The sequence below is a fragment of the Streptomyces sp. CMB-StM0423 genome (genome assembly GCF_002847285.1).
GTDB lineage: Bacteria > Actinomycetota > Actinomycetes > Streptomycetales > Streptomycetaceae > Streptomyces.
Map to the genome: position 1 here is coordinate 3,990,058 of NZ_CP025407.1, position 22,168 is coordinate 4,012,225.

General features: G+C 75.0%; 19 protein-coding genes, 1 pseudogene and 1 riboswitch. Of the genes and pseudogenes, 12 read left to right on the plus strand and 8 right to left on the minus strand.

What is annotated here, in order from left to right:
- From CXR04_RS17320 to CXR04_RS17330, 3 genes are all read right to left on the minus strand, one after another.
- The gene (locus tag CXR04_RS17320) at window positions 1-405 is read right to left on the minus strand and encodes a roadblock/LC7 domain-containing protein (RefSeq protein WP_101423310.1); all 405 of its coding nucleotides are present in this window, start codon (window positions 403-405) and stop codon (window positions 1-3) included.
- A complete protein-coding gene (locus tag CXR04_RS17325; RefSeq protein ID WP_101423311.1) occupies window positions 402-2,456 on the minus strand; it encodes a sensor histidine kinase in 2,055 nt (684 codons plus the stop codon). The genes CXR04_RS17320 and CXR04_RS17325 overlap by 4 nt, the downstream gene beginning before the upstream one ends.
- A 239-nt stretch (window positions 2,457-2,695) precedes the next feature.
- Entirely contained in the window at window positions 2,696-4,444 is a 1,749-nt protein-coding gene (locus CXR04_RS17330; protein ID WP_101423312.1) for a hypothetical protein, read from the minus strand.
- Window positions 4,445-4,651: 207 nt separating this feature from the next.
- Between CXR04_RS17330 and CXR04_RS17335 the strand changes: the two are divergent.
- A pseudogene (locus CXR04_RS17335) lies at window positions 4,652-4,897 on the plus strand (helix-turn-helix domain-containing protein); the annotation flags it as partial.
- 591 nt (window positions 4,898-5,488) lie between these two features.
- Window positions 5,489-6,835, plus strand: a complete 1,347-nt coding sequence (locus CXR04_RS17340; protein ID WP_234380857.1) for a tetratricopeptide repeat protein — start codon at window positions 5,489-5,491, stop codon at window positions 6,833-6,835.
- Window positions 6,836-6,872: 37 nt separating this feature from the next.
- Here CXR04_RS17340 and CXR04_RS17345 read toward each other — a convergent pair whose 3' ends face one another.
- The gene (locus CXR04_RS17345) at window positions 6,873-8,075 is read right to left on the minus strand and encodes an NAD(P)/FAD-dependent oxidoreductase (protein ID WP_101423313.1); all 1,203 of its coding nucleotides are present in this window, start codon (window positions 8,073-8,075) and stop codon (window positions 6,873-6,875) included.
- Between the two features lie 213 nt (window positions 8,076-8,288).
- Here CXR04_RS17345 and CXR04_RS17350 point away from each other — a divergent pair, with 213 nt between their 5' ends.
- The 8 genes from CXR04_RS17350 to CXR04_RS17390 all read left to right on the plus strand — a co-directional run bounded on the left by CXR04_RS17350 (window position 8,289) and on the right by CXR04_RS17390 (window position 14,915).
- Window positions 8,289-8,678 carry a RidA family protein gene (locus tag CXR04_RS17350; RefSeq protein WP_101426435.1) on the plus strand — a complete coding sequence of 130 codons (390 nt, stop codon included), beginning with the start codon at window positions 8,289-8,291 and terminating at the stop codon, window positions 8,676-8,678.
- 88 nt (window positions 8,679-8,766) lie between these two features.
- Complete coding sequence (locus tag CXR04_RS17355) at window positions 8,767-9,324, plus strand: RNA polymerase sigma factor (protein WP_234380288.1); 558 nt, start codon at window positions 8,767-8,769, stop codon at window positions 9,322-9,324.
- Window position 9,325: 1 nt separating this feature from the next.
- A complete protein-coding gene (locus tag CXR04_RS17360) occupies window positions 9,326-10,048 on the plus strand; it encodes a hypothetical protein (RefSeq protein ID WP_101423314.1) in 723 nt (240 codons plus the stop codon).
- A 207-nt stretch (window positions 10,049-10,255) separates the two neighbouring features.
- Window positions 10,256-10,729, plus strand: coding sequence for an SAM-dependent methyltransferase (locus CXR04_RS17370; protein ID WP_101423315.1), 474 nt, complete (start codon window positions 10,256-10,258; stop codon window positions 10,727-10,729).
- A gap of 920 nt (window positions 10,730-11,649) precedes the next feature.
- Complete coding sequence (locus tag CXR04_RS17375) at window positions 11,650-12,081, plus strand: nuclear transport factor 2 family protein (protein WP_101426437.1); 432 nt, start codon at window positions 11,650-11,652, stop codon at window positions 12,079-12,081.
- Window positions 12,082-12,949: 868 nt separating this feature from the next.
- Window positions 12,950-13,570 (plus strand): hypothetical protein, encoded by a 621-nt coding sequence (locus tag CXR04_RS17380; RefSeq protein WP_234380289.1) that lies wholly within the window; start codon window positions 12,950-12,952, stop codon window positions 13,568-13,570.
- Between the two features lie 36 nt (window positions 13,571-13,606).
- Window positions 13,607-14,602: an aldo/keto reductase gene (locus CXR04_RS17385; RefSeq protein WP_101423316.1), complete on the plus strand. Its 996-nt coding sequence runs from the start codon at window positions 13,607-13,609 to the stop codon at window positions 14,600-14,602.
- 157 nt (window positions 14,603-14,759) lie between these two features.
- Complete coding sequence (locus CXR04_RS17390) at window positions 14,760-14,915, plus strand: anti-sigma factor domain-containing protein (RefSeq protein WP_442802385.1); 156 nt, start codon at window positions 14,760-14,762, stop codon at window positions 14,913-14,915.
- A 160-nt stretch (window positions 14,916-15,075) separates the two neighbouring features.
- Here the strand turns inward: CXR04_RS17390 and CXR04_RS17395 are convergent, their stop codons facing one another.
- The 4 genes from CXR04_RS17395 to CXR04_RS17410 are packed head-to-tail and all read right to left on the minus strand — an operon-like array spanning window position 15,076 to window position 18,783.
- Window positions 15,076-16,206: a ferric reductase-like transmembrane domain-containing protein gene (locus CXR04_RS17395; protein ID WP_442802386.1), complete on the minus strand. Its 1,131-nt coding sequence runs from the start codon at window positions 16,204-16,206 to the stop codon at window positions 15,076-15,078.
- Between the two features lie 46 nt (window positions 16,207-16,252).
- Window positions 16,253-17,038, minus strand: a complete 786-nt coding sequence (locus CXR04_RS17400; RefSeq protein WP_101423317.1) for a MerR family transcriptional regulator — start codon at window positions 17,036-17,038, stop codon at window positions 16,253-16,255.
- 9 nt (window positions 17,039-17,047) lie between these two features.
- The gene (locus CXR04_RS17405) at window positions 17,048-17,836 is read right to left on the minus strand and encodes an ABC transporter permease (RefSeq protein WP_101423318.1); all 789 of its coding nucleotides are present in this window, start codon (window positions 17,834-17,836) and stop codon (window positions 17,048-17,050) included.
- Window positions 17,833-18,783: an ABC transporter ATP-binding protein gene (locus tag CXR04_RS17410; protein ID WP_101423319.1), complete on the minus strand. Its 951-nt coding sequence runs from the start codon at window positions 18,781-18,783 to the stop codon at window positions 17,833-17,835. The genes CXR04_RS17405 and CXR04_RS17410 overlap by 4 nt, the downstream gene beginning before the upstream one ends.
- 102 nt (window positions 18,784-18,885) lie before the next feature.
- A riboswitch (cobalamin riboswitch) is annotated at window positions 18,886-19,065 on the plus strand.
- 204 nt (window positions 19,066-19,269) lie between these two features.
- Here CXR04_RS17410 and metE point away from each other — a divergent pair.
- The gene (metE, locus tag CXR04_RS17415; protein ID WP_101423320.1) at window positions 19,270-21,588 is read left to right on the plus strand and encodes a 5-methyltetrahydropteroyltriglutamate--homocysteine S-methyltransferase; all 2,319 of its coding nucleotides are present in this window, start codon (window positions 19,270-19,272) and stop codon (window positions 21,586-21,588) included.
- Between the two features lie 372 nt (window positions 21,589-21,960).
- A complete protein-coding gene (locus CXR04_RS17420) occupies window positions 21,961-22,167 on the plus strand; it encodes a hypothetical protein (RefSeq protein WP_101423321.1) in 207 nt (68 codons plus the stop codon).
- Window position 22,168: the final 1 nt, after the last annotated feature.

Consider the following 22,168-nt stretch of genomic DNA (forward strand, 5'->3'; position numbering starts at 1 on the left):
TCACCGGACGGAGCCCGGCGCCGCGGCCGCGGCGGTCCGTGCGGGCGAGGTGAGGTGGGTCGGGACGCGCTTGACCAACTGGCCCATCTCGTAGCCGATCACGCCCAGGTCCGCGTCCGGCTCGGCGAGCACCGCCAGGACGGCGCCGGGGCCCGCGGCCATCACGCACAGCACGACGTCCTCGTGTTCCACGAGCACCTGGCGCACGCCGCGCACGGTGTCGGTGCCGATGCCGGCGCCGAGCGAGAAGAGCCCGGTGGCCACCGCGGCGAGCCGGTCGGCGGAGGCGGTGTCGAGGTCGTGGGCGTGCATCCGCACGCCGTCCGTCGAGGCGACGACGGCGCTGCGGGCGCTGGCGACCTGCTGGACGAAGTTGGCCAGAAGCCAGTCGAGGCTTTCGCTCACGAAGAGGGGCCTTCCGTGGATCGGTGCTGGTGCGTGGGGGCGGGTCCGGCCGGTTCTTCGGGGTAGTCGGCGGCGCGCTGGCCGCCGTCCTCCGCGGCCCGGGAGCCGGCGGTGAAGCTGGCCATCAGACCCGTGTTCAGGGGGGAGGAGGGGGCCGGCGCCGCGGCGCCTGGTGCGGCGCCGGGGACACCGGGTTCGCGGCGCAGCTCGGGCACCAGGTGGCTGCCGGAGCGCTCGGGCAGCGGGGGGCGCTGCCCGGGAGCCGGGGCCGGCGCCGCGGGGGGCGGGGCGGCGTGGCGAGGGGTGTAGCCGGCCACGGGGTCGGTGGTGTGCGGGGTGGCGTCGGGGTGGCCGGCGGCGGGCGCCGGGTGCGCGGGGGTGCGCTCGTGGGCGGCGGTGTTCTCGTACGGGGTGGTGCTCTCGTACTCCGTGCCGTCGTAGGCGGGGGTGTGGTCGTAGGCGCCGAGGATGTCGTGGCTGCCGGTGATCTCCTGGGCCCCCGTGATCTGGTACGTGCCGGTGGTCTCGGGGCCACCGGGGATCCGGTGCCCGCCCGTGGCCTCGTACGCGGCGGTGCTCTGGGACGCGCCGTTGATCTCGGCGGCGCCCGGCTGCCGTTGTCGCGCCACGCCATTGGCGGAACCGGCGGGCAGCGACGCGGGGGCGGCGCTCCCGACGGCGGCCGGGCGGCGCTCGGCGGCGCCGTCGGCGAGGACCGCGGGCTGCGGCGCGGCGATCGCGGCGGCCTGCGGCTGCGGTGCGGCGGCGGCGGACTGCGGCTCGCGGGTGGCCGCGGCGGCGGCGCGCTTGCCCTTCTCCTCCGGGTCCATCAGCAGCGCGTTGGGCAGCAGCACCGTGGCGCGGCAGCCGCCGTAGACGTTGCGCTGGAGCTGGACGGGGATCCGGTGCCGGCGCGCGAGGTGGGCGACGACGAGGAGGCCGATGCGGCCGTCCTTGATCTGCTCGTCCACGACCTGCGGCGTGGCCCGGCTCAGCAGGGTGTTCATCCGGTCCTGCGTGTCGGACTGCAGCCCGAGGCCGCGGTCGTCGATCTCCACGACCAGACCGGCCGCGGCCGGCTCGACGCGCAGCTCGACCTTGGTCTCCGGCGGGGAGAACCCGGCGGCGTTCTCGACGAGTTCGGCGATCAGGTGGATGACGTCGGGGGCGACGGCACCTTCCAGCACGCCGGTCATCGGCGGCACCAGCTTGACGCGCCCGTAGTCCTCGACCTCCGAGACCGCCGAGCGCAGCACGGCGTTCACCGGCATCGGCCGGCTGATGCGGCGCGGCACCGCGCCGCCGAGGATCGCCAGGCTCTCCACCTGGCGGCGGAGCCTGGTGACGAGGTGGTCGAGCTGGAAGAGGCCGTGCAGCAGGTCCGGGTCCTCGACCTGCTTCTCCAGCCCGTCCAGTTCGTCCAGGGAGCGGATGACGAGGTTCTGCAGCCGGCGGGCCAGGTTGACGAAGACCTCGATGCGGCCGCGGGACGAGACGTCCACGACGGCCTTGAGCGCGGCGTGCACGGTGGCGTGCACCAGGCGCTCCACCGTCTCGGGGGTGACGTCGGCCGCGGCGCGGGCAGTGGGGGCACCCCCGCCAACAGGGGCGTAGCCGGTGGCGGAGGGGGAGGACAGCGACAGCGGGTCGGGCTCGGGGCGTTCGCCGCGCTGCGCCTGGTCGACCAGGCGCAGCAGCTCGCCCTGCGCCGCCTCCAGGAGCGCGGTCAGCTCCAGGTTGCGTTCCGTGCGGCCGTCTTCCTCGGCGTCGAGCGCGTCGGCGAGCGCGCCGATGCGGAGTATCGCCAGGACCGTGATGCCCACCACGGCCAGCACTCCGGCACCGATGATCATGCGGGTCTCGGCGCTCGTCGACCCGCCTATGAGCGCGCCGTACGTGGTGGCGCCGCCCACCAGCAGCGCGGCGGTCACCGGCAGCAGCGTGACCCGCCAGAGCCGGGCGCGCAGGGCGCGGCCCGCGCGGCGCCGCCGGGAGGGGAACCGGCCCTGGCGGGGGCCGTCGTTCCCGGCGGGAGCGGGGTGGTCGGACATGGGCTTCCTCGCTGGATGGGCCGTACGAGGACAGCATCTGGCTGCGCTGTCGTACGGCGTCGTGCGGCGTTTCTTCCGGCCGTCTGCCGGGCAGTGCGCGCGCGGCGCACACACATCGGATGGTCACCGTGGCCTCAACGGCACCGTGAGCCACACCTACATTGCTCAGCAACCGGTGTCGTTGCCACCGCTCCCCGGGGTCGTTTGGGGGTCGCTTCCCGGGGGTTCGAACGTCTGCGTTATCTTCGCCCGCCGCGGTGCCGGTCGGGCCGGAACTGCGTTCGGTTTCCGCCGGTCACGGCCCCGGCGAAGACGCCGAGATCGCCGTCGGCGGCCTCCCGCCCGGCCGGGTCGCCCGCCCCCAGCTCACCGACGTAGCGCAGCACGTCGTCCAGCTCCGCCAGGCCGATCAGCCGGCTGCGCGGCCGGAGCATCCCGGCGCTGCCGTAGCGCCCCAGCTCGGCGCAGCGGTCGGTCAGCCAGGCCCAGTCGAGGTCCAGGTGGTCCGCCAGCCGGCGCAGCCGCTCCGCCGGCGTGGCGCCGTCGGTGACGCTGTGCGTCTGCGCGTGCCGTACGGCGTCGGCGTACGCGCGCAGCCGCGCCCAGTGGCTGGTGGTGTCGACCTGCCAGATCCCGTCCGTACGGAGCCAGTTGGCGATGATCGCCCGCTCGCCCGGCACCAGCGCGAACCCGTCCACCTGCGCGTACTCCGGCTCCGGGACCACCCACGTGGTCAGCCCGTGCCGCTCCAGCAGCGCCAGCGTCAGGAACAGCAGCGTGCGCTCGTAGCGCTCGCTGGTCTTGACCGCGTTGTGCGGCAGGCAGAAGGCGTACCCGTACGGGCGGTCGGCGTCCGCGAGCACGTCGCGCAGCGCGCGCAGATACGTGTGCTTGTGCCGGAAGAACAGCCAGGCAGCGGCCTCTTCGCCGTACTGCTCGCGGGCCCAGAACACCGGCGGCTCGCCGGAGTCGGCGCGCAGCTCACGCAGGATGTGCTGGTCGCAGACGTACGAGCCGAGCCACGCGGTGCCGACGTCGGACAGCTCCGGCATCGCCGAGCGGGCCACGGCGGACCGCTCGCGGGTCAGGAAGTCGTCCAGGCCGCTGCGCTCCGCCTCCAGCACGGCGTCGTCGGCGAGGAGGCCGTCGTCGAGGTTGAGCACGGCCCAGAGGACCGCGTACGTCAGGTCGTCGAGCCGGTACGCGCGCGGGATCGGCAGCACGTCCACCGGGTCCGCGGCGACGGGCTGCCGGGCGCGTACGGCGTCGAGCACGAACAGCCCCTCGCCGCGCCGCGCGCCGAGCGCGGCGAGCAGAAGCGCGCGGCGCGCGGGGCGGATGAAGTCGCGCAGGTGCGGGTGGTCGTCGGGCCCGATGACGACGCTGTCGGAGCCGGCCTCGGCCTCGTACAACTGCACGGCCACGGACGTCCCGTCGAAGACGCGGTGGCCGTCGAGCTGCCAGACCCCGCCGCCGCCGGGGGCCGGCGCGGTGGGCGAGAGGAAGGACGTGGACCAGGTGACGTCGAGCGCGCGGGCGGTGGCGAGGGAGGCGTCGTCGGGCAGGCGGGGCGTGGTGAACGTGCGCGTGGGCGCCGGGCCGAGGAGCGCGTCGACGTCGATGCCGAGCATGTGCTCCAGGACGGTGCCGGCGTTGCCGCGCGGGATCTGCTCCCCGGCGAGCCACCGCTTGAAGGTGGTGCTGGAGATGGTGAGCCGGGCGAGCCGCGGGTCGCCGTACTCGGCGGCGGCCTTGCGCGCGGCGTGCGTGTAGTGGACTTCGAACGTCGAGAATCTCGCCCAGCCGCGCTTGGCCAGCTCGACGCGCAGCAGCGTCGGCGGCGGCGGTACGGGGCCGGGTTCCGGCTCCCGTGGGGCGGCTTGGGTGTCTGCTCTGTCCTCTCGTGCATCGCCCGAGGAGGGGCCCGGGGAGTCGTCGTCCGCGGGCTGCGGAGTGTGGCCGTCGGCGGGTGGTCCCGTCGTGGTCATGTAAGCGCTACCTCGATCTGCCGGCTCAGACCGGAACTTTGCGCTCCGTAGCCTGCCGTCTGGCATGTGCCGTCCGTAAGTTCCGGGGGTGTGCAGAGCGTTCACCGTTACTACGCGCATTAAATCGGGTGATCCTCCAGGTCGTTCGAGGGTCGTCCGAGGCAGAGCGCCCTGCGGGCGGCGCCGGACCGGCAATAATGCGCGTCCATGACGCGAGGCAGGCCCACGACTCGGTTGACATTGACGGATCGGGAACTCCACTTCCTCGAACACCTGGTCGCACACAGCGCCACCCCGGCGGCAAGACGGCTGCACTGCCGGATCGTGCTGGCGTGCGCGGCGGGCGAGTCGAACGGCGAAGTGGCGGCCCGCTTCGGCATCACCCCGGCGACGGTATGCCGCTGGCGCAACCGCTTCGCGCGGGAACGCCTGGGGGCGGTCCGGGGGGCGGCGGCGCGGAGGCCGGAGGCGTCGGGCGTACCGGGGGTACGCGAACCCGGGAGCGGGGCACGGGAGTCGGAGGCACGGGACGCGGGTACGCCGGCGGGCGGGGAGCGGGCCGTACGGGACCGTAAGGCATCCCGGCGGGAGGCGAACGGTGCTGCGGGGACCGGGCACGCGGGCGCCGATCCCGGGGGGACCGGACACGCGGTCGGGCGGGCCCTGTTCCGGCGGTTCGGCGCCCCGGCGGCGGCCGGGGCCGGACCGGGCGCCGGGGGCGGGCCGGCGACCGGACCCGGGGCAGGATCCGCGAACGGGCCCGGGGCCGGGGCCGGTTCCCCGTCCGCGACCTGGCCCGGGCCGGCCTTGTCCGGACCCGGATCCGCGACCGCATCCCGGCCCACCACCGGAACCCCCTCCACCACCACACCCCCGTCCACCACCGGAACCCGGCCCACCGCCGCATCCCGGTCCAGCACCGGAACCCCGTCCCGGGACAGGGCTCCGGCCGGTCGGGGTCCCGGTATAGGCGCCGGCACCGGCGCAAGCCCCGGTGCCGGCGGAGGCGAGCAGGCGCGGGTCAACGTACGGCTGGCCGCCCTCATGCGGGAGTCCGGGCTCACCCCCACCTCCCTCGCCGGCCGGGTAAGGGAGCTGGGCCGGCGCCGCGGCCTCGAACTGCGCTGCACCCACACGTACGTCAAGCGCTGGCTGCGCGGCAGCTTCGGCGCCTCCGTGCCGCCCGAGCTGATCGCCGCCGTGTTCTCCCGGAGGCTCGGCCGCGACATCACCCCCCGCGACATCGCCGCCCCCTCCCCCGCCGACTACGCCCTCACCGGCGGGGGTACGCCGATCGGCCGCCGCCTCCCCCCCGACGACCTCGGCCTGCGCGGTCCGACGACGCCCCTCGGCGCCGTCCGCACCGCCGCCCAGCTCTGGGACGCCGACCCGCGCTACGCCCTGCCGCCCGTCTCCGCCACCGACCTGCGGGACTCCGTCCGCCGCTGGCGCCGTGCCACGCCGCCCGCGCCGCCGCAGCGCGCCGTGGGCTCGTACCGCGTCGGACAGCCGGACATCGCGAAGATCCACGCGCTGACCGAGCACCTGGCGATGCTCGACAACCGCTACGGCGGCGGCGCCGCCCGGTCGATCGCGATGACCCACCTCCGTACCGACGTGCTGCCGATGCTCGAAGGCAGCTACACGGCCGCGGTCGGCCGCAACCTGTTCCGCGCCGCCTCCCTCGTCACCCACCACACCGCGCATCTGCTGTACGACACCGGCAGGCACGGCGCCGCCCGGCGCTATCTGCGGCTCGCGCTCGACATGGCGTACCACGGCCACGACCGCGCGTTCGCCGCCAAGATCCTCGGCACGCTCGCCCACCAGGCGGTCCACCTCGGCGACTACCGCGAGGCCGTCGAACTCTCCGAAGCCGGCCTCGCCGAACCCGGCCTGACCCCCGCCGGACGCGCCGTGCTGCACGCGATGGCGGCCCGCGCGCACGCCCGCTTGCGCGACTCGCGCGCGACCGCCATCTCCCTCTCGCACGCCGAGAGTTCGCTGTCCGCCGGCACCCCCGCCCAGGAGCCGGTCTGGCTGCGCTACTTCAGCGGCGCGGAGTTGCACGACGAGATCGCGCACTGCCTCGTCGACCTGCGGCAGGCGCGCGCCGCCCGGCCGCACGCGGAGCACGGGATCGCGGCGCGCACGGACCGGTACGCGCGCAGCATCGCGTTCACGCGCGTCGTGCTGGCCACCGCGTGGCTCCAGCAGCGGGAGGTCGAGCGCGCCTGCCAGGTGGCGACGGGCGCGCTGCGGGCGACGGAGGACATCCAGTCGGAGCGGGTACGGGGCTATCTCGCCGGGTTCCGGGAGCGGCTGCGGCCGTTCCGGAACGTGCCGGCGGCGCGGGACTTCTCGTACAAGGCGGCGCGGATGCTGCGCTGACGAGGTGGTGTGGGGGCGCTTCGAGCGCTCCCGGGCGCTAGGGGCGTACGAACCGGGAGGGCCGGTACGGCGCAAGCTCCGGCGCGTCCCGGCCGGTGAGCAACTCCCGTGCCACCAGCTCCCCCAGCCGCAGGGACAGGGTCATGCCGCTGTGCGTCACCACGGTGTAGAGCCCCTCGGCCCCGGCGAGCGGGCCGACGATGGAGTTGTCGTCCGGCGGCAGCGGGCGGGTGCAGACCCGGGCGTCGGCGAGCCGGGCGGTGCCGGCGAGGCCGGGCAGCAGGTCGCGGGCGCGGGCGTGGAGTTCGCGGGCGAGCGCGGTGACGCGCTCGGCGGGCGTGTGCTGGTCCACCTCGTCGTTGAGGTCCAGCGCCTCCAGGTAGACGCGCCCGCCGGCGAGCGGGCGGGCGTGCAGCCGCGGGCTGAGCACCATGCGGGTCAGCGGCGGTCCCGCGGCGGCATCCGGCCGGAGGTGGGCCAGCAGCGTCGGCGCCTCGGATCCCGGCGCGTCGCCGGGCACCAGCGGCACGTACGCCCCGGCCAGCGCCGCGACCGCCGGGGTCCGCCACCCGGCGCAGCACACCGCGACGTCCGCCTGCACCGTCTCGCCCCCGGCGCAGCGCACGCCGCGCACCCGGCCGCCGGCGGTGTCGATGGCCACGACGCGGGCGGCCTCGCCGGTACGGACGTGGACGCCGCGCGCGCGGGCGGTGGCCAGGAGGTGGGCGACGAAGGGCCGCGGGTCGACGGCGGCCTCGTCGGGGAAGTACGCGACCTGGGCGGCGTCTTCGAGACGTAACGCGGGCTCCAGCTCCCGGGCGCGGGGCACGGGGATCCACTCCGCGGCGTACCCCCAGTCGCGCAGCCGGGCGACGGTCCGGCGGAGCTGGCCGAGCGCGGCACCGCCGGAGGCCCACCGCAGGGCACCGCCGGGGCGGTACCAGCCGGGTCCGCCGGCGGCACCGCCTCCCCTGTCCGCGTAGGCGGCGGGTCCTGTGGCCCGTACGAGGGCGGCGTGGGCGCGCATGCCCGAGACCGCCAACTCGTGATAGTGCCGCGGGGTCTTGGAGTGGGCGTTGATCCAGGCCATCGAGCTTGCCGTGGTCCCCGCCGCCGGTTCGCCGCCGTCGAGCAGCGACACCTGCACGGCGCCGTCCGCCCGCCGTCCCCCGCTCCGCTGTCCCCCGCTGCCGAGTTGCGCCGCCAGCGCCGTACCGATCACGCCTGCACCGATCACCACAATGCGCACGATGGATTCGCCCCCGTTTCGCTCGTGCACGCAGTCGCTACCAGGCTGCCACCGAGCGGCCCGCGGCGAGGGAATGGAAGATGACGTGTCCGGATATCACCCGTGGCGGGAGGGAAAGCAAGATTCGTGCGGAAGGTAGGTTCGAGATGCCGGAATCTGATCGACTAGCTGAGCACTGAAGTGATCGACGAGCGGAGCACGCGCATGCAGCACATCGTCCGACCCGACGGATCCCCGCCGGTCAACGGCTACAGCCACGCCGTGACGTGCACGGGCACCATGGTCGCCGTCTCCGGCCAGGTGCCGCTGGACGAGGCCGGCCGCCTGGTGGGCGCGAACGACGCGGAGGCACAGGTGCGCCAGGTCTTCGCGAACCTCACGACGGCGCTGCGGGCGGCGGGATCCGGCCTGGAGCACGTGGTGAAGCTGACGGTCTACCTGACGGACCTCGACGACCTGCCGGCGTTCCGCCGCGTACGGGACGAGATCCAGAACCCGGCGCTGCCGCCGGCGAGTTCGCTGGTGCAGGTGGCGGGTCTGGTGAGCCCGGAGTTCCGGGTGGAGGTGGACGCGCTGGCGGTGGTTCCGGGGTGAGGCGGGTGTGGGGCGCGGGCGAACGTTCTGTGCCCGTACTCCGTCATAGCCCTGACGCGGTTGCAGGCAGGGCGAGGGAGGGGACGCGATGGCAGTCCGCCGCAGACCGGCGCACGGCGGGCCCGGCAGGCGCGGCGCGGACCACGCGCACTCCGCGGACACCGCGCTGTCCGCGGCCGACGCGCGCCGGGTACGGGCCGTGCTCGCGCTCGGCGGTGTGCCGTTCGGCGAACTCGACGACGGCGTACAGCAGGTCCAGCTCAAGCTGCTGGAACAGCACCTCGACCCGGACCGCGCCCCCGTCCGCAACCCGGCCGCCTGGGCGGCGGCGGTCGCCTCCCGCGTAGCCGCGGACTGGCACCGCGGCCGCACCCGCGACGCGGGCCTGCGCGACCGCCTCGCCGCCCGCTGGACCCGCCCGGCGGAACACCCCGAGGACGCCCGGCTGCTGGCCCTGGCGGTGGCGGAGGGCCTGGAGGAACTGCCGCCGGGGCAGCGCCAGGTGATAGTGCTGCGCTACTACGCGGACCTGCCGGTGAAGGACATCGCGGAGGCCATGGGCATCCCGGAGGGCACGGTCAAGAGCCGCCTGCACGGCGCGGCGGCGGTGCTGCGCACGCGGCTGCGGGAGAGGGAGGTGGGGTGAGGTGCCGGGTCTGACGGAGGCGGAGGAGGCCCGGCTGCGCCGGGCGCTGGGGCTGATCGCGGCGGAGGCGGAAGCGGGTTCGGCGGCGGGGGCGGAGGCCGCGGGCGAGGAGTGGGGCTGGGCCGGGGAGTCACCGGGGGCCAGACGGGTGCGGGGGGTACGGCGGGCACTGGCGGTGGTGGTGAGCGCGGCGGCGGTGGTGGCGTTCTGCCTGCTCGCGTACACGACGATCAGCGGCGCGGGGACGGACCGCATCTCGAAGGACGACGCGGACGCGGGCGCCGCGGAGGACGCCGGAGGAGACGCGGGAGGGGACGCCGATGCGGATGGCAAGGGGCTGTCGCGCCTGGAGAACGCCGCGTGCACGAAGCGCCTGCTGGAGGGCACGGTGGCGGCCGTGAAGCAGGTCCCGCACCCGCCCGACGGGTTCCCGTGGGTGGAGGTCACGCTGACCGGCATCCGCTGGCACGTACCCCCGTCGGCGGAGGAGCGGGTGACGGTGCGGCTGCCGGATCCGGTGGAGTGGAACGACGAGAAGCCCTTCGCCCGCGGTGAACCGCTGCTGGTGGAGGACCTGGGCCGGGATTCGATCTCGTACTTCCGCGACGGGCCGGGGGAGGGGTCGGGCCTGGAGACGGTGCGGGGGGAGCGGCTGCGGGCGCTGAACGAGGCGCAGGAGGAGGGCGTGCGGTGCCCGTCGTACTTCATGAACCGGGACTGGTGACGGGCCGGTATCAGCTTGGCGGTGCGGAGGGGTCGCAGGCGTCGGCGATGGCGCGGGTGTCCCAGTAGAACGGACGTACCTCGGAGATCCGCCCGCGCTCGACCGTGACGGTTTACCGCCAGCATGATCGGGGCGGGGGCGGATGGCTGGCGGGAATCGGACATCACGTTCGGTACGTCTTGTGGGGCGCGGGGATAGCCTCTGGCCATGCCGAGCTTCGAGATCACGCCGATTGGTACGGTCCGGAACGACCGGACGGACATCCAGAACACGGACAACTGGGGTGCTGTCCGCAGCACGATCACGGTGGACGAACGCTTCGGCGAGTCCTGCCTCCAGGGCCTGGAGGACTTCTCCCACGTGGAGGTCCTCTTCGTCTTCGACCGCTTCCCGGAACCGGACGCCGAAGCCTTGCACGAACCGCGCCCGTACCGGGGCCGCGCGGACCTCCCGCCGATGGGCATCTTCGCGGGCAGGGGACCGAGGAGACCGAACCGGCTGGGGGCGACGACGTGCGAGATCGCGGGGGTGGCGGGGCGGGAGCTGCGGGTGGTGGGGCTCGATGCGGTGTCGGGGACACCGGTGGTGGATCTGAAGCCGATGATGAGGGAGTTCCTGCCGGCGGAGGTACGGCAGCCGGGGTGGGTGAGCGGGATGATGTCGGAGTACTTCAGGCGGTAGGGGGTGGGGGCTGGTACGTCGTGCTCTGTGCAGGGCGGGTACGGGGGTACGGCGCCGGGCTCGCGACGCTCCGTCGGGGGAGCCGGCGTACGGGGAGGTCGGCGAAGGGAGAAGGGCGTCGCTGGGGCTCCCCCCGGGCCACCCCACTCCTGAGTGTGCGGGCCGGCGGCTATGGGTGGCCCGGAGGGAGCGGGCACCCTAACGCTGCGCTACGGATGCCATGCCCTGCCGACGGGGGCCGGGACACCGGAAGTTGCACCCACCCCGATCGCGGACGTGCGCCGAGACGAGGAGGCAGCCGCCACGGCGTGCCCCGAGCGGACGAATCTCGCCGTAACTCGCGGTAACACCCGCCGATCCAGCCCGAAACAGGCCCCGAAGCCCGACTTTTCCCCACCCCGCGCACCCAGCCGCCTCAGGCTGCTCCGCATGCACGCCACCGGCACAAACTCTGGGCCACCAGGCCACCAAACTGGGCCAAATGCCCCACGGCGGCCGAGTTTTGCCCCGTTACGAGCACCGACCATCCTCCGCGGCCGCGAGCCACAGCCCGGGCGCCCCCGAGTGCACGCGATTGGCACCAACTCGCGGCACCTCACCCCCCAAATCACTTCAAAACGTCCACGCGAGTCGCGTTTCGCCCACTCGCGCGCACGCAGCCACCCCCGAAGGTGCTCACCGCCGCCCAACCCACCCGAGGAAGCGTCACCGACACAAACTCGCGGTAACACCCCCGCAGAACCAGGGCAAATCACCCGCGTGGGTCGACTTTTGCGCGCCGACACGCACCCACCCGAGGGCGAAGGGCCTGTCTTACCCCTGGGGTAATCGTGTCGGCCGGCCTGGGCGGGCAAGCTTGCTGATCTCGCCGCGTTGCCCGGACGCGGACCAGGACGTAGGGGGCAGTCGTGTCGGAATCCGTGCCCGCGAGCACGCGCTCGGTGGTTGAGGAATTGCTGCGCCGGATCGGCGAGGGCGATCCCGACCGTATCGCTGAGCTGTACGCGGAGCAGAGCGACTGGAAGCTGGACTGGCCCGAAGCCGAGCACGGTCGTCCCGCCACGCCTTGGATCCGCCACCGGTCCACCCGGGGCGACGCGGGGGCCCACTTCCGCGAGATTGCCGAGCATCACGTACCGGAAGAGGTGGCGACCCAGGTCGAACGCATCCTCGTCGACGGAGAGGACGCGGTCGTGATCGGGGAGATCCGCCAGACAGCGCGGTCCACCGGACGCGCGTATCGCGCCCGATTCGCGCTGCACCTCACCGTCGAGGACGGGCTTGTCACTCGGCACCACGTCTACGAGGACAGCCTGGCCGTCGCCCAAGCCTTCGACGCGGAGCGTCGGTAAAGGCGGGTCACCGGGCATCCCGTGGTCACCTCCCTCCCGGACCCGGAGGCCCACCCCCGACCGGGACGACCCCGGCCCCGCCCCTCCCCGCCGGGCGCGCCGGCGACCGGGCCGGGCTCCGGCTCCCCTTGGACCTGACGCCCACGACGGGGGGGCAGGCTCGAATCCGGCCTTGGCTCCACTTCCATCGAGCGTCCCGGACGAGGACTGCCCGGCTCAACTCCGGCTGGGCGCCTACCTGCGAACGGGGCGGGCCCGTCTCCGGCCTTCGGCACCCGTCCTCCCCTGCGTCCCTGAATGAGGCGGCCCCGGCTCCCCTCCGTCTCGGTGCCTGACCGTGAACGGGCTTGGCCCGGCTCTGGTCTTCGGCCCACGCCCACCGGGGCATCCCGGAACGGAGCTTCCCCGGCTGCCTCCTCGTCTAGGCGCACGTCCGCGATCGGGGTGGGTGCAACTTCCGGTGTCCCGGCCCCCGTCGGCAGGGCACGGCATCCGTAGCGCAGCGTTAGCGTGCCCGCTCCCTCCGGGCCACCCATAGCCGCCGGTCTTTCGGGCCGGAGTCCGGTGTCAAGGGTGGGGCGAAGCCCCATCGCGCAGCGACGTCCCTGAAGCGAAGCGGAAGGGACGCCCTTGACACCGGACGCAGGCCCGCACACTCAACAGCGGGGTGGCCCGGGGGGAGCCCCAGCGACACGGTCACTCCCCTCACCGACACCCCCGCACACCGGCTCCCCTAACGAGGCACCGCCCGCCCGGCGCCGTACCCCCGCACCCGCCCCACACAGACACGGACTGGCCGCGCGCCCTCGCGTCCGACCCATACTCCGGCCGACTGGCGGTCTGCAGCCGCCGGTTGCTGCTGACAGACGTGAACGAGCACCCCGGGTCCGACCACGTCATCGCCCAAGCAACCCGCCGCGTCACCACCCGCGCCGTCCTCGCGGGACCCGCCACCCTCGCCGTGTTCGAGCAGCGCCGCGGCACCGTCGACGTGCTCCGGCTCGAAGGCGGCGGGCTGCGGCCCGCCCATTCCGTCGAAGGGGTCGCGGCGGTGACCGCGCTGCCCGGTCGCGGGCAGCGCGCGATCGTGGACGCGCGCGCCGAGTTGCGCCTGCTCGACGCCGCCACCCTCGTGCCCCGCCCCGGCGCGATGCCGCAACCCCCCGTCTCGCCGAGCCGGTTCAGCCTCGGTGACGTGACCAGCCTGCACGCGTCCCCCGGCGGCGGGTTGCTCGCCGTGGGGTACGCGGGCGGGGCCACCGACCTGTACGACGTACGCCCACCGGAGATCCCCTCCCTCGCCGCCCGCCCGCTCGCGTACGCGCGGCCCGCCCACGTCGACGCCCTGATCGCCGCGCTCGACGTACCGTGGCTTGACCGGTCGGCGCGGGAGGTGCTCCGGCTGCTGCTGGCGCCGCTGTCGTACCGCTTCCCGCGGGACGGCGACGCGGCGACGCTGAGCGCGGGCGGCTACGACATCGCGTGGTGACCGCCTCCCCCCGAACGCCCCCGAGAGGAGCCGCGCATGCGAGCGGACGAGGTCGTGCCCCTGGGACATACCGGCGTGGCCGTCACCCGCCTCGGGCTGGGACTCGCCTCCATCGGCGGCCTGTTCGCGCCCGTGTCCGACGAGGACGCCGCCCGCACCGTCGACCGCGCCTGGGACGCCGGCGTCCGGCTCTTCGACACCGCGCCCGTCTACGGGTACGGGCGCTCCGAGCGCCGCGCCGGCGCCGCGCTCGCCGCCCGCCCGCGCGGGGCGTACGCGCTGTGCACGAAGGTCGGCCGGCTCATCGTGCCCGGCGGCACCGACACGCAGCCGATCTGGGCGGACCCGCCGCCCGGCGTCGGGCCGCGGCGGGACTACTCGTACGCGGGCGTCATGCGCTCGGTCGAGGACAGCCTGGCGCGGCTGGGTCTCGACCGGATCGACGTGCTGCACGTCCACGACCCGGACGAGGACTTCCCCGTCGCCGTCACGGACGCCTACCGGGCGCTGGCCGAACTCCGCGCCCGCGGCACGGTCGGCGCGGTGTCGATCGGCGTCAACCACGCGCCGGTGGCGGCCCGTTACCTCCGCGAGGTAGCGGCGCCCGGGCCGGACTGCGTGATGCTGGCGGGCCGGTACAACCTGCTCGACCACACCGGCCTCGACGAGCTGCTGCCGCTGTGCGCGGCCCGCGGGGTCGCGGTGCTGGCGGCGGGCGTCTACCAGTCCGGCCTCCTCACCGACCTCCGCCCCGAAGCCCCCCACGGCTACGCCACCGTCCCCCCGGCCCTCGCCCACCGCGTCACCGCCTGGCGCACCCTCTGCCGCCGCCACGCCGTCCCCCCGACCGCGGCGGCGATCGCCTTCCCCTTCGGCCACCCGGCGGTGACCAGCGTGGTGATCGGCGCCCGCGCTCCCGCAGAAGTGGCCGACACGGCACGCGCGTTCGCGCACCCGATCCCGCCGGAACTCTGGACCACGGCCAAGGCCGAGGGCCTCCTCCCCCCGGAGGCCCCCACGCCGGGTAGCTGAACGCCGGGGGGCCGGGCCCCGCGGGTGGTCTCGCGGTCCGGTTCCGAACTCCGACCAATCCGCGGCGCCCGCGGCTCCGAATGTGGGGTGTGACGACCCCACAGCGAGCCGATGCCGCCCCCGCCGCGCGCAGCGCCCTGGGGACGACGGCGGCGGGATGCGGCCGGCCGGGGTACTCGACGGCGACGGCGGCGCGGTGCTCATGGAGGGCCGGGTGGCGACCGCCTCCGGCTTGGGCGTCACCGTGGAACCGGCCGGCGGCTCGGAACGCCCCACCACGAAGCCCGTCGCGGCAAGGGAACTGCCGACGTGACCACGGCCACCGCGGCGTACGGGCCTCGCGGACCGGCCGCTTCGCGGGCCCGGGGGCTCTGTCGGGCCCACCTCTCCGGCCGGCCCACAGGCCCGGCCGCTCAGCCGCGTCGCCGGCAGGGGCACCCCACGGCCCTGCCGGCGGCGTCCCACTCCCGTCCTCAGCCCGCCCCGGGTTCCGCCGCCGCCTCCCCCCGCCGCTCCCTCGCGGGGCCTCCCACCGCCGACGGCCGCAGCCGGTGCGCCACCGCGACCGCCGCCAGCGTCAGCGCCAGCAACCCCGCCCAGATCACCCACCGTTCCGGCCACAGCCCCGGCGATGCCCCGTCCGGGGTGCGGCCGCCGTCCACGCCCGTGGCGACCACCGCCGCCAGGCCCGCCACCGTCGCGACGACCGCCAGGCGGCCCGCGGCGCGGGCGGTCAGCGGGAGGGGGCGGCCGCGGCGGGGGCCGCGGAGGTGGAGGCGTTCGCTGGGGCGGGCGGGGGCGAGGAGGCGGAGGAGGAGCATCGCGGCTATGGGCATCTGGAGGGCCCAGACCAGGGTGCGGAAGGCGCCGTCGTACCAGACGTTCGTGCCGTACAGCAGCGTGTGCCAGACGCTCAGGACGTAGACGACGATGATGAAGCGGTGCAGCGCCCGCCACATGCGCGAACCGGTGCGCTGGCGCAGGTAGTACGCGAGGCCCAGGGGGATCGCGAGGTAGAAGGCGAGGAGGCCGACGAGGATGGCGATGCGGCCGGTGCCCGTGGCGTAGCCGCCGGGTACGAAGACCTTGACGAAGGCGTCCCACAGCCGGCCGGCCCAGGTCGCACCGCCCTCGTTGCCGCGGACTTCCTCCAGGAAGAACATCACGGCGTGCAGGAACATCAGCGCGATCGTCGTCAGGCTCGTCGTGCGGTGCAGCTTCTCCAGCCCGGCGGGCGGCAGCCAGCGCACCCGCGGGCGCGGGCCCGTGCGCAGGAGGCTGAAGACGATGGTGATCCACGCCCACAGCAGGCCGGACCAGCCGAACGCCTGGCAGAGCCAGTACATCCAGTAGCGGTCGGCGTCGGCGAGGTGCGGCATGACCTGGACGGTCGCGGACGAGCCGTTGCCGACGCGGACGTAGAGCCAGACGAATATCGCCCCGGTGACGACGAGCGCGATGCCCGCGTCCGGTCCCGCGGCCCGGAGGTCGGCCTTCAGCCCCGGCCAGTCGAACCACCCCGCGGACCTGCTCTCGGTCCGCCCCCGCCCGCCGCTGCCCGCTCTCCCGCTTTCCGGCAGCACTGATCGACGTTCCACGGCCATCTCTTCCGCCTCCTGAGTCCCGTCGACCCCACGTGATGTGTACCCATCACCCCGAAGATCGACGCGTCTCCAGCGGCTCCAGCCGCGTCCACCCCGTCCAGCCCCGCTCCCCCAGCAGCTCGATGAGCCGCCGCGCCGGCGGCGCCGCCTCGAACGCAAGCGTGTCCATCAGCTCCGCGAGCGGCGGCGCGAGGTCGACGTCGGCGACGTAGTCCCGCCCGTGTTCCGCCGAGAGGCGGGCGAGGTACGCGGCGAGGTCGTCGGCCAGGGCGGTCAGGCGGGGGTCGTCGGGTGCCCAGTCGAGGGCGCGGCCGAGGGTGCGGTAGAAGTCGAGCAGTTGGGGGTCGGCGAGCCGGGCTCGCTTGCGGGCCAGCCACTCCGGTACGCGGTCGGGGGCGTGCGCGGCGAGCGGGATCCAGCCCTCGCGCTCGACGGCCACGATCCGCTCGTCGACGCCCAGTTCGCGCAGCCGGTCCAGGAACGCCACCACCTCCGCCGGCAGCGCCAGGCTGTCGCCCGCGGTGAGCCGGGCGATGCGGCGGCGGGTCTCCTGGCGGGCGCGGATCTCGGCCCGCAGCCGCCGGTCGATGTCCGCGACCGCCGCCGCGAACTCCGCCTCGTCGGCCCGCAGCAGCTCCCGCACCCGGGCCAGCGGCACGCCGGCCTCGGCGAGGGTGCGGATGCGGATCAGCTCGACCACGGCGGCGGCGTCGTAGCGGCGGTAGCCGGAGTTGTCCCGGTCCGGCTCTGGGAGCAGGCCCTTGGCGTGGTAGTGCCGGACCGCGCGGACCGTCACGCCCGCGTACGACGCCAGTTCGCCGATGGTCAGCATCGGGGCATCCTAGGTCGCCGCGCGGGTCCGGTAGAGGCGGCGCGACCAGAGGTAGCCGGCCGCACCGAGCGCCGCGCACCAACCGACCGCCCACGCCGCGTCCGCGCCGTCGGGCGCGCCGCCGAGCAGCCCCCGGATCAGGTCCATGACCGGCGTGAACGGCTGGTGCGCGGCGAACCACCGCAGCCCCGCGGGCATCGAGTCGACCGGGACGAACCCGCTGCCCACGAACGGCAGCAGCACGAAGACCATCGGCAGGTTGCTCGCCGTCTCCGGGTCCGGGCTGGCCAGGCCCAGCGCCACGGTGAACCACGTCAGGGCGTACGACAGCAGCGCCAGCAGCCCCACGAGGCAGAGCCAGTCCGCCGCCGACGCGTCCGTCCGCAGCCCGAGCGCGAACGCGACCGCGCCGACCGCCGCGAGCGCCAGCGCGGTCTGGATCATCGCGGCGAGCACGTGTCCCGTGAGGACCGAGGACTTCGCGATGGGCATGGTGCGGAACCGGTCGATGATGCCGTCGGTCATGTCGTTGGCGACGAGCACGGCGGTGCCGATGGACACGCTCGCGACCGTCATCGTGAGGATCCCGGGGGCGATGTACGTGAGGTAGCCGCCGCGGTCGCCGCCGGGGAGTCCCGCGCCCATGGTGCCGCCGAAGACGTACGTGAACAGCAGCAGGAACAGCAGCGGCTGGCCGACGAGCATGATCGTCATCGACGGGTAGCGGGCCATCTGCCTCAGGTTGCGGCGCAGCATGGTCGCGGAGTCGCGGAGGACGTACGTGCCGGGGGCGCTCATGCCCGTACCCCCTCGGCAGCGGCGGCGTGGCCGGTCAGGGCCAGGAACACGTCGTCCAGGTCCGGGGTGTGCACCGCGAGCCCGGTGACCGACCCGTCGTCGTCGAGCCCGGCCAGCAGCCGCCGCAGCGCGCCGAGGCTGCCGTCGTACGGCACGGTGACCGCCGGCCCCGCCGGGCCGGCCACCGCGCCGGGCAGCCGGCGCGCCAGCTCCGCCGCCCGCGCGGCGTCGGCGGCATGCAGCTCGACGTGGCCGCCGGGGACGCGGCGCTTCAGCTCGGCCGCGGTGCCCTCGGCGACGAGCCGGCCGCCGTCGAGCACCCCGATGCGGTCGGCGAGCCGGTCCGCCTCCTCCAGGTACTGGGTGGTGAGGAAGACGGTGGTGCCGTCGGCGACGAGTTCGCGGACGACGTCCCACAACTCGCGGCGGCTGCGCGGGTCGAGTCCCGCCGTCGGCTCGTCGAGGAAGATCAGCCGCGGCCCGGACACCAGCGTCATCGCCAGGTCCAGCCGCCGCTTCATGCCGCCGGAGTACGTCGCGGCCCGCCGGTCGGCGGCATCGGCGAGGCCGAAGCGGGCGAGCAGCCCGGTGCTGACGGCGGTGGCGCGGGGGCGTTCGAGGTGGCCGAGGTCGGCCATCAGGCGCAGGTTCTCGCGGCCGGTGAGGAGGCCGTCGACGGCGGAGAACTGGCCGGTGACGCCGATCGCCGCGCGCACCCGGGCGGGCGCGCGGCGGATGTCGTGGCCGGCGACCCGCGCGGTGCCTGCGTCGGCGGCGAGGAGGGTGGTGAGGATGCGGACGGTGGTGGTCTTGCCGGCGCCGTTGGGGCCGAGCAGGGCGTAGACGGTGCCGGCGGGCACGGTGAGGTCGACGCCGGCGAGGACCTCGCGGCCGCCGTACGCCTTGCGCAGTCCCGCGGCCTCGACGGCGGGGGTTCCGGTGGTCATGGCGCCATGCTCGAAGGTTGACCCTGCGTCGGGGTCAAGGGCGGCGGCGCGGGCCGGTGTCGGACGGGCGCCCTAGACTGGCCCGTGCAGCCGGTTCGCCCCGTCCGCCAGGCGGTGGCGTCGCAAGAGGGAACCCGGTGGGAATCCGGGACTGCCCCGCAGCGGTGAGCGGGAACGACCGCCGTCATACGCACTGGATCCGCCGGATCCGGGAAGCGACGGCCAGTAGGCGCCCGTGCGCGCGAGTCGCGTACGGACCTGCCCGCGAGTCCGAAGACCTGCCCGCTGCCCGTGCGCGGGCCCTCCGTGCGCGGACATCCCGGTGACCTTCGAGGGCGGGTCGGCGCACGTGACGCACCAGGCAGGCATGCGGAATCCCGCCGCGCAGGACCGGCGGGGACGCGCCGCGCTGCCTTCTTCGCGTTTGCCTCCCCCTCTCCTTCCGGTCCCGGGATCTCAGGGATTCATCTCGCGAAGGAGATCTCCGTGACAGCGAAGTCCGCAGCCGCGGCGGCACGGGCGACCGTGTACGGCTACCCCCGGCAGGGCCACCACCGGGAGCTGAAGAAGGCGGTCGAGGGCTACTGGAAGGGCCGGGTCACCGCCGGCGAACTCCGCGCCACCGCCGCGGAGCTGCGCCGCGCCACCTGGCGGGAGCTGGCCGGCGCCGGCGTCCACGAGGTGCCGACCGGCGACTTCTCGTACTACGACCACGTGCTCGACACCACCGTCATGGTCGGCGCGATCCCCGGCCGCCACCGCGCTGCCGTCGCGGCCGACCCGCTCGCCGGCTACTTCGCCATGGCCCGCGGCACGCAGGACGCGGCGCCGCTGGAGATGACGAAGTGGTTCGACACCAACTACCACTATCTCGTCCCCGAGCTCGGGCCGGACACCGTCTTCACCGCCGACGCGGCCAAGCAGACGGCCGAGTTGACCGAGGCCCTGGCGCTCGGACTGGACGCCGCGCGGCCCGTGCTGGTCGGGCCCGTGACGTACCTGCTGCTCGCCAAGCCCGCGCCCGGCGCGCCCGCGGACTTCGAGCCGCTGTCGCTGCTGGACCGGCTGCTGCCGGTGTACGCGGAGGTGCTGGCCGATCTGCGCGCGGCCGGCGCCGGGTGGGTTCAGCTCGACGAGCCGGCGCTCGTCCAGGACCGTACGCCCGCGGAACTCGCCGCCGCCGAGCGCGCCTACCGCGATCTCGGCGCCCGCGCCGACCGCCCGGCGCTCCTCGTCGCCTCGTACTTCGGCCGCCTCGGCGACGCCCTCCCGGTGCTCGCCAAGGCGCCGGTCGAGGGCCTGGCGCTGGACTTCACCGGCGCCGCCGCCGACCAGCTCGACGCGCTGGCCGCCGCCGGCGGGCTGCCCGGCAAGCGGCTCGTCGCGGGCGTCGTGGACGGCCGCAACGTGTGGGCCTGCGACCTGGAACGGGCGCTCGCCACCCTCGGCACCCTCCTCGGGCTCGCCGACCGCGTCGACGTCGCCCCGTCGTGCTCGCTGCTGCACGTGCCGCTCGACGCCGCCGCGGAGCGGGACATCGACCCGCACCTGCTGCGCTGGCTGGCGTTCGCCCGGCAGAAGACCGCCGAGGTCGTCACGCTCGCCCGCGGGCTGGCCCACGGCACCGGCGCCGTCGCCGCGGAACTCGCCGCCAACCGCGCGGGACTGGCCGCCCGCGCCGCCTCCCCGATCACCCGCGACCCCGCCGTCCGGGCCCGTACGTCCGCCGTCGGCGCGGCCGACGCCCGCCGCCCGGCACCGTACGCCGAGCGCGCCGCGGCCCAGCGGGCCCGGCTGCGACTGCCGCTGCTGCCGACGACGACCGTCGGCTCGTTCCCGCAGACCGCCGAGCTGCGCGCCGCCCGCGCCGACCTGCGCGCCGGGCGCATCGGCGCGGAGGGCTACGAGGAGCGGATCGCGGCGGAGATCCGCGAGGTGGTGGCGTACCAGGAGAAGGCCGGGCTCGACGTGCTCGTGCACGGCGAGCCCGAACGCAACGACATGGTGCAGTACTTCGCCGAGCAGTTGACGGGCTGTCTCGCCACGCGGCACGGCTGGGTCCAGTCGTACGGCACCCGCTACGTCCGCCCGCCGATCCTGGCCGGCGACATCTCGCGCCCGGAGCCGATGACGGTCCGCTGGACGACGTACGCGCAGTCGCTGACGGACCGCCCGGTCAAGGGCATGCTCACCGGCCCGGTCACGATGCTGGCGTGGTCCTTCGTCCGCGACGACCAGCCGCGCGCCGAGACCGCCCGGCAGGTGGCGCTCGCGCTGCGCGACGAGGTCGCCGACCTGGAGGCGGCGGGCACGGCGGTCGTCCAGGTCGACGAGCCGGCGCTGCGCGAGACGCTGCCGCTGCGGGCCGCGGACCGGCCGGCGTATCTGGCGTGGGCGACGGAGGCGTTCCGGCTGACGACGGGCGTCGCGCGCGCGGACACGCAGATCCACACGCACATGTGCTACGCGGAGTTCGGCGACATCGTGGCGGCGATCGACGACCTCGACGCGGACGTCATCAGCCTGGAGGCGGCACGCTCGCACATGCAGGTGGCGTACGAGCTGGCCGGGCACGGCTATCCGCGGGAGGCGGGTCCCGGCGTGTACGACATCCACTCGCCGCGGGTGCCGAGCGCGGCGGAGACGGTGGCGCTGCTGCACACCGGGCTGCGGGCGATTCCGGCGGAGCGGCTGTGGGTGAACCCGGACTGCGGGCTGAAGACCCGCGGCTGGGCGGAGACGCGGGCGTCGCTGGAGAGCCTGGTGGCGGCGGCGCGGGAGGTGCGGGCGGAGCTGCGCGGGTGACGTAGCGGCGGGGGGCGGGCGCCGGCGTTCGCGTACGGGCCGGGTGCCGACGGCCGTACGCACCGGGCGCCGGGCATGCGGCCGGCGCTCCGGTGCGGGGACCCGCGTCAGGCGTCCGCCCCCTCCTCCGCACCCGCCGCCGCACCCGGGTCTCCCGGGCCGGCCGGCGGGCAAGGGGGGTCGGTGCCCGGGAGCGGGCTGTCGTCCTGCAAGGGGAGCAGGAGTGGGTGTGTTGGTCTTCGATGGTGCGGCAGGCTGCCGATAGCGTCTTGGGGCGGCGTTTGTGTGGGCACGGCGGTGTCGGCGGCCGTGATCGGCACGGGACACACCTGGGTGCGTGGCGAGGCGTGACATGGGGTTGTGGAGGCAGCCGTGGCGGAGTCACGGGACAACGACCGGCTGGCCGGGCGCCTGGTGGCCGTGGGGGCGTTGGGGTTCGTGCTGGTCGTTCCACCGCTGCTGGCGCAGTTCGACCACAAGGACCGGGTCTTCGGTGTCCCGGTTCTCTGGGCGTACCTGTATCTCGTCTGGGCGGTCGTGATCGGCCTGGTCGCCGTCATCGGCGGCAGATCAAGGTAGT

What these genes read in the sequence shown, in the direction of transcription:
- CXR04_RS17325 (WP_101423311.1), bottom strand. Translation starts at nt 2,456, where the DNA reads ATGTCCGACCACCCCGCTCCCGCCGGGAACGACGGCCCCCGCCAGGGC.
- CXR04_RS17330 (WP_101423312.1), bottom strand. Translation starts at nt 4,444, where the DNA reads ATGACCACGACGGGACCACCCGCCGACGGCCACACTCCGCAGCCCGCG.
- CXR04_RS17340 (WP_234380857.1), top strand. Translation starts at nt 5,489, where the DNA reads ATGCGGGAGTCCGGGCTCACCCCCACCTCCCTCGCCGGCCGGGTAAGG.
- CXR04_RS17350 (WP_101426435.1), top strand. Translation starts at nt 8,289, where the DNA reads ATGCAGCACATCGTCCGACCCGACGGATCCCCGCCGGTCAACGGCTAC.
- CXR04_RS17355 (WP_234380288.1), top strand. Translation starts at nt 8,767, where the DNA reads ATGGCAGTCCGCCGCAGACCGGCGCACGGCGGGCCCGGCAGGCGCGGC.
- CXR04_RS17370 (WP_101423315.1), top strand. Translation starts at nt 10,256, where the DNA reads ATGCCGAGCTTCGAGATCACGCCGATTGGTACGGTCCGGAACGACCGG.
- CXR04_RS17385 (WP_101423316.1), top strand. Translation starts at nt 13,607, where the DNA reads ATGCGAGCGGACGAGGTCGTGCCCCTGGGACATACCGGCGTGGCCGTC.
- CXR04_RS17390 (WP_442802385.1), top strand. Translation starts at nt 14,760, where the DNA reads ATGCGGCCGGCCGGGGTACTCGACGGCGACGGCGGCGCGGTGCTCATG.
- CXR04_RS17395 (WP_442802386.1), bottom strand. Translation starts at nt 16,206, where the DNA reads ATGGCCGTGGAACGTCGATCAGTGCTGCCGGAAAGCGGGAGAGCGGGC.
- CXR04_RS17400 (WP_101423317.1), bottom strand. Translation starts at nt 17,038, where the DNA reads ATGCTGACCATCGGCGAACTGGCGTCGTACGCGGGCGTGACGGTCCGC.
- CXR04_RS17405 (WP_101423318.1), bottom strand. Translation starts at nt 17,836, where the DNA reads ATGAGCGCCCCCGGCACGTACGTCCTCCGCGACTCCGCGACCATGCTG.
- CXR04_RS17410 (WP_101423319.1), bottom strand. Translation starts at nt 18,783, where the DNA reads ATGACCACCGGAACCCCCGCCGTCGAGGCCGCGGGACTGCGCAAGGCG.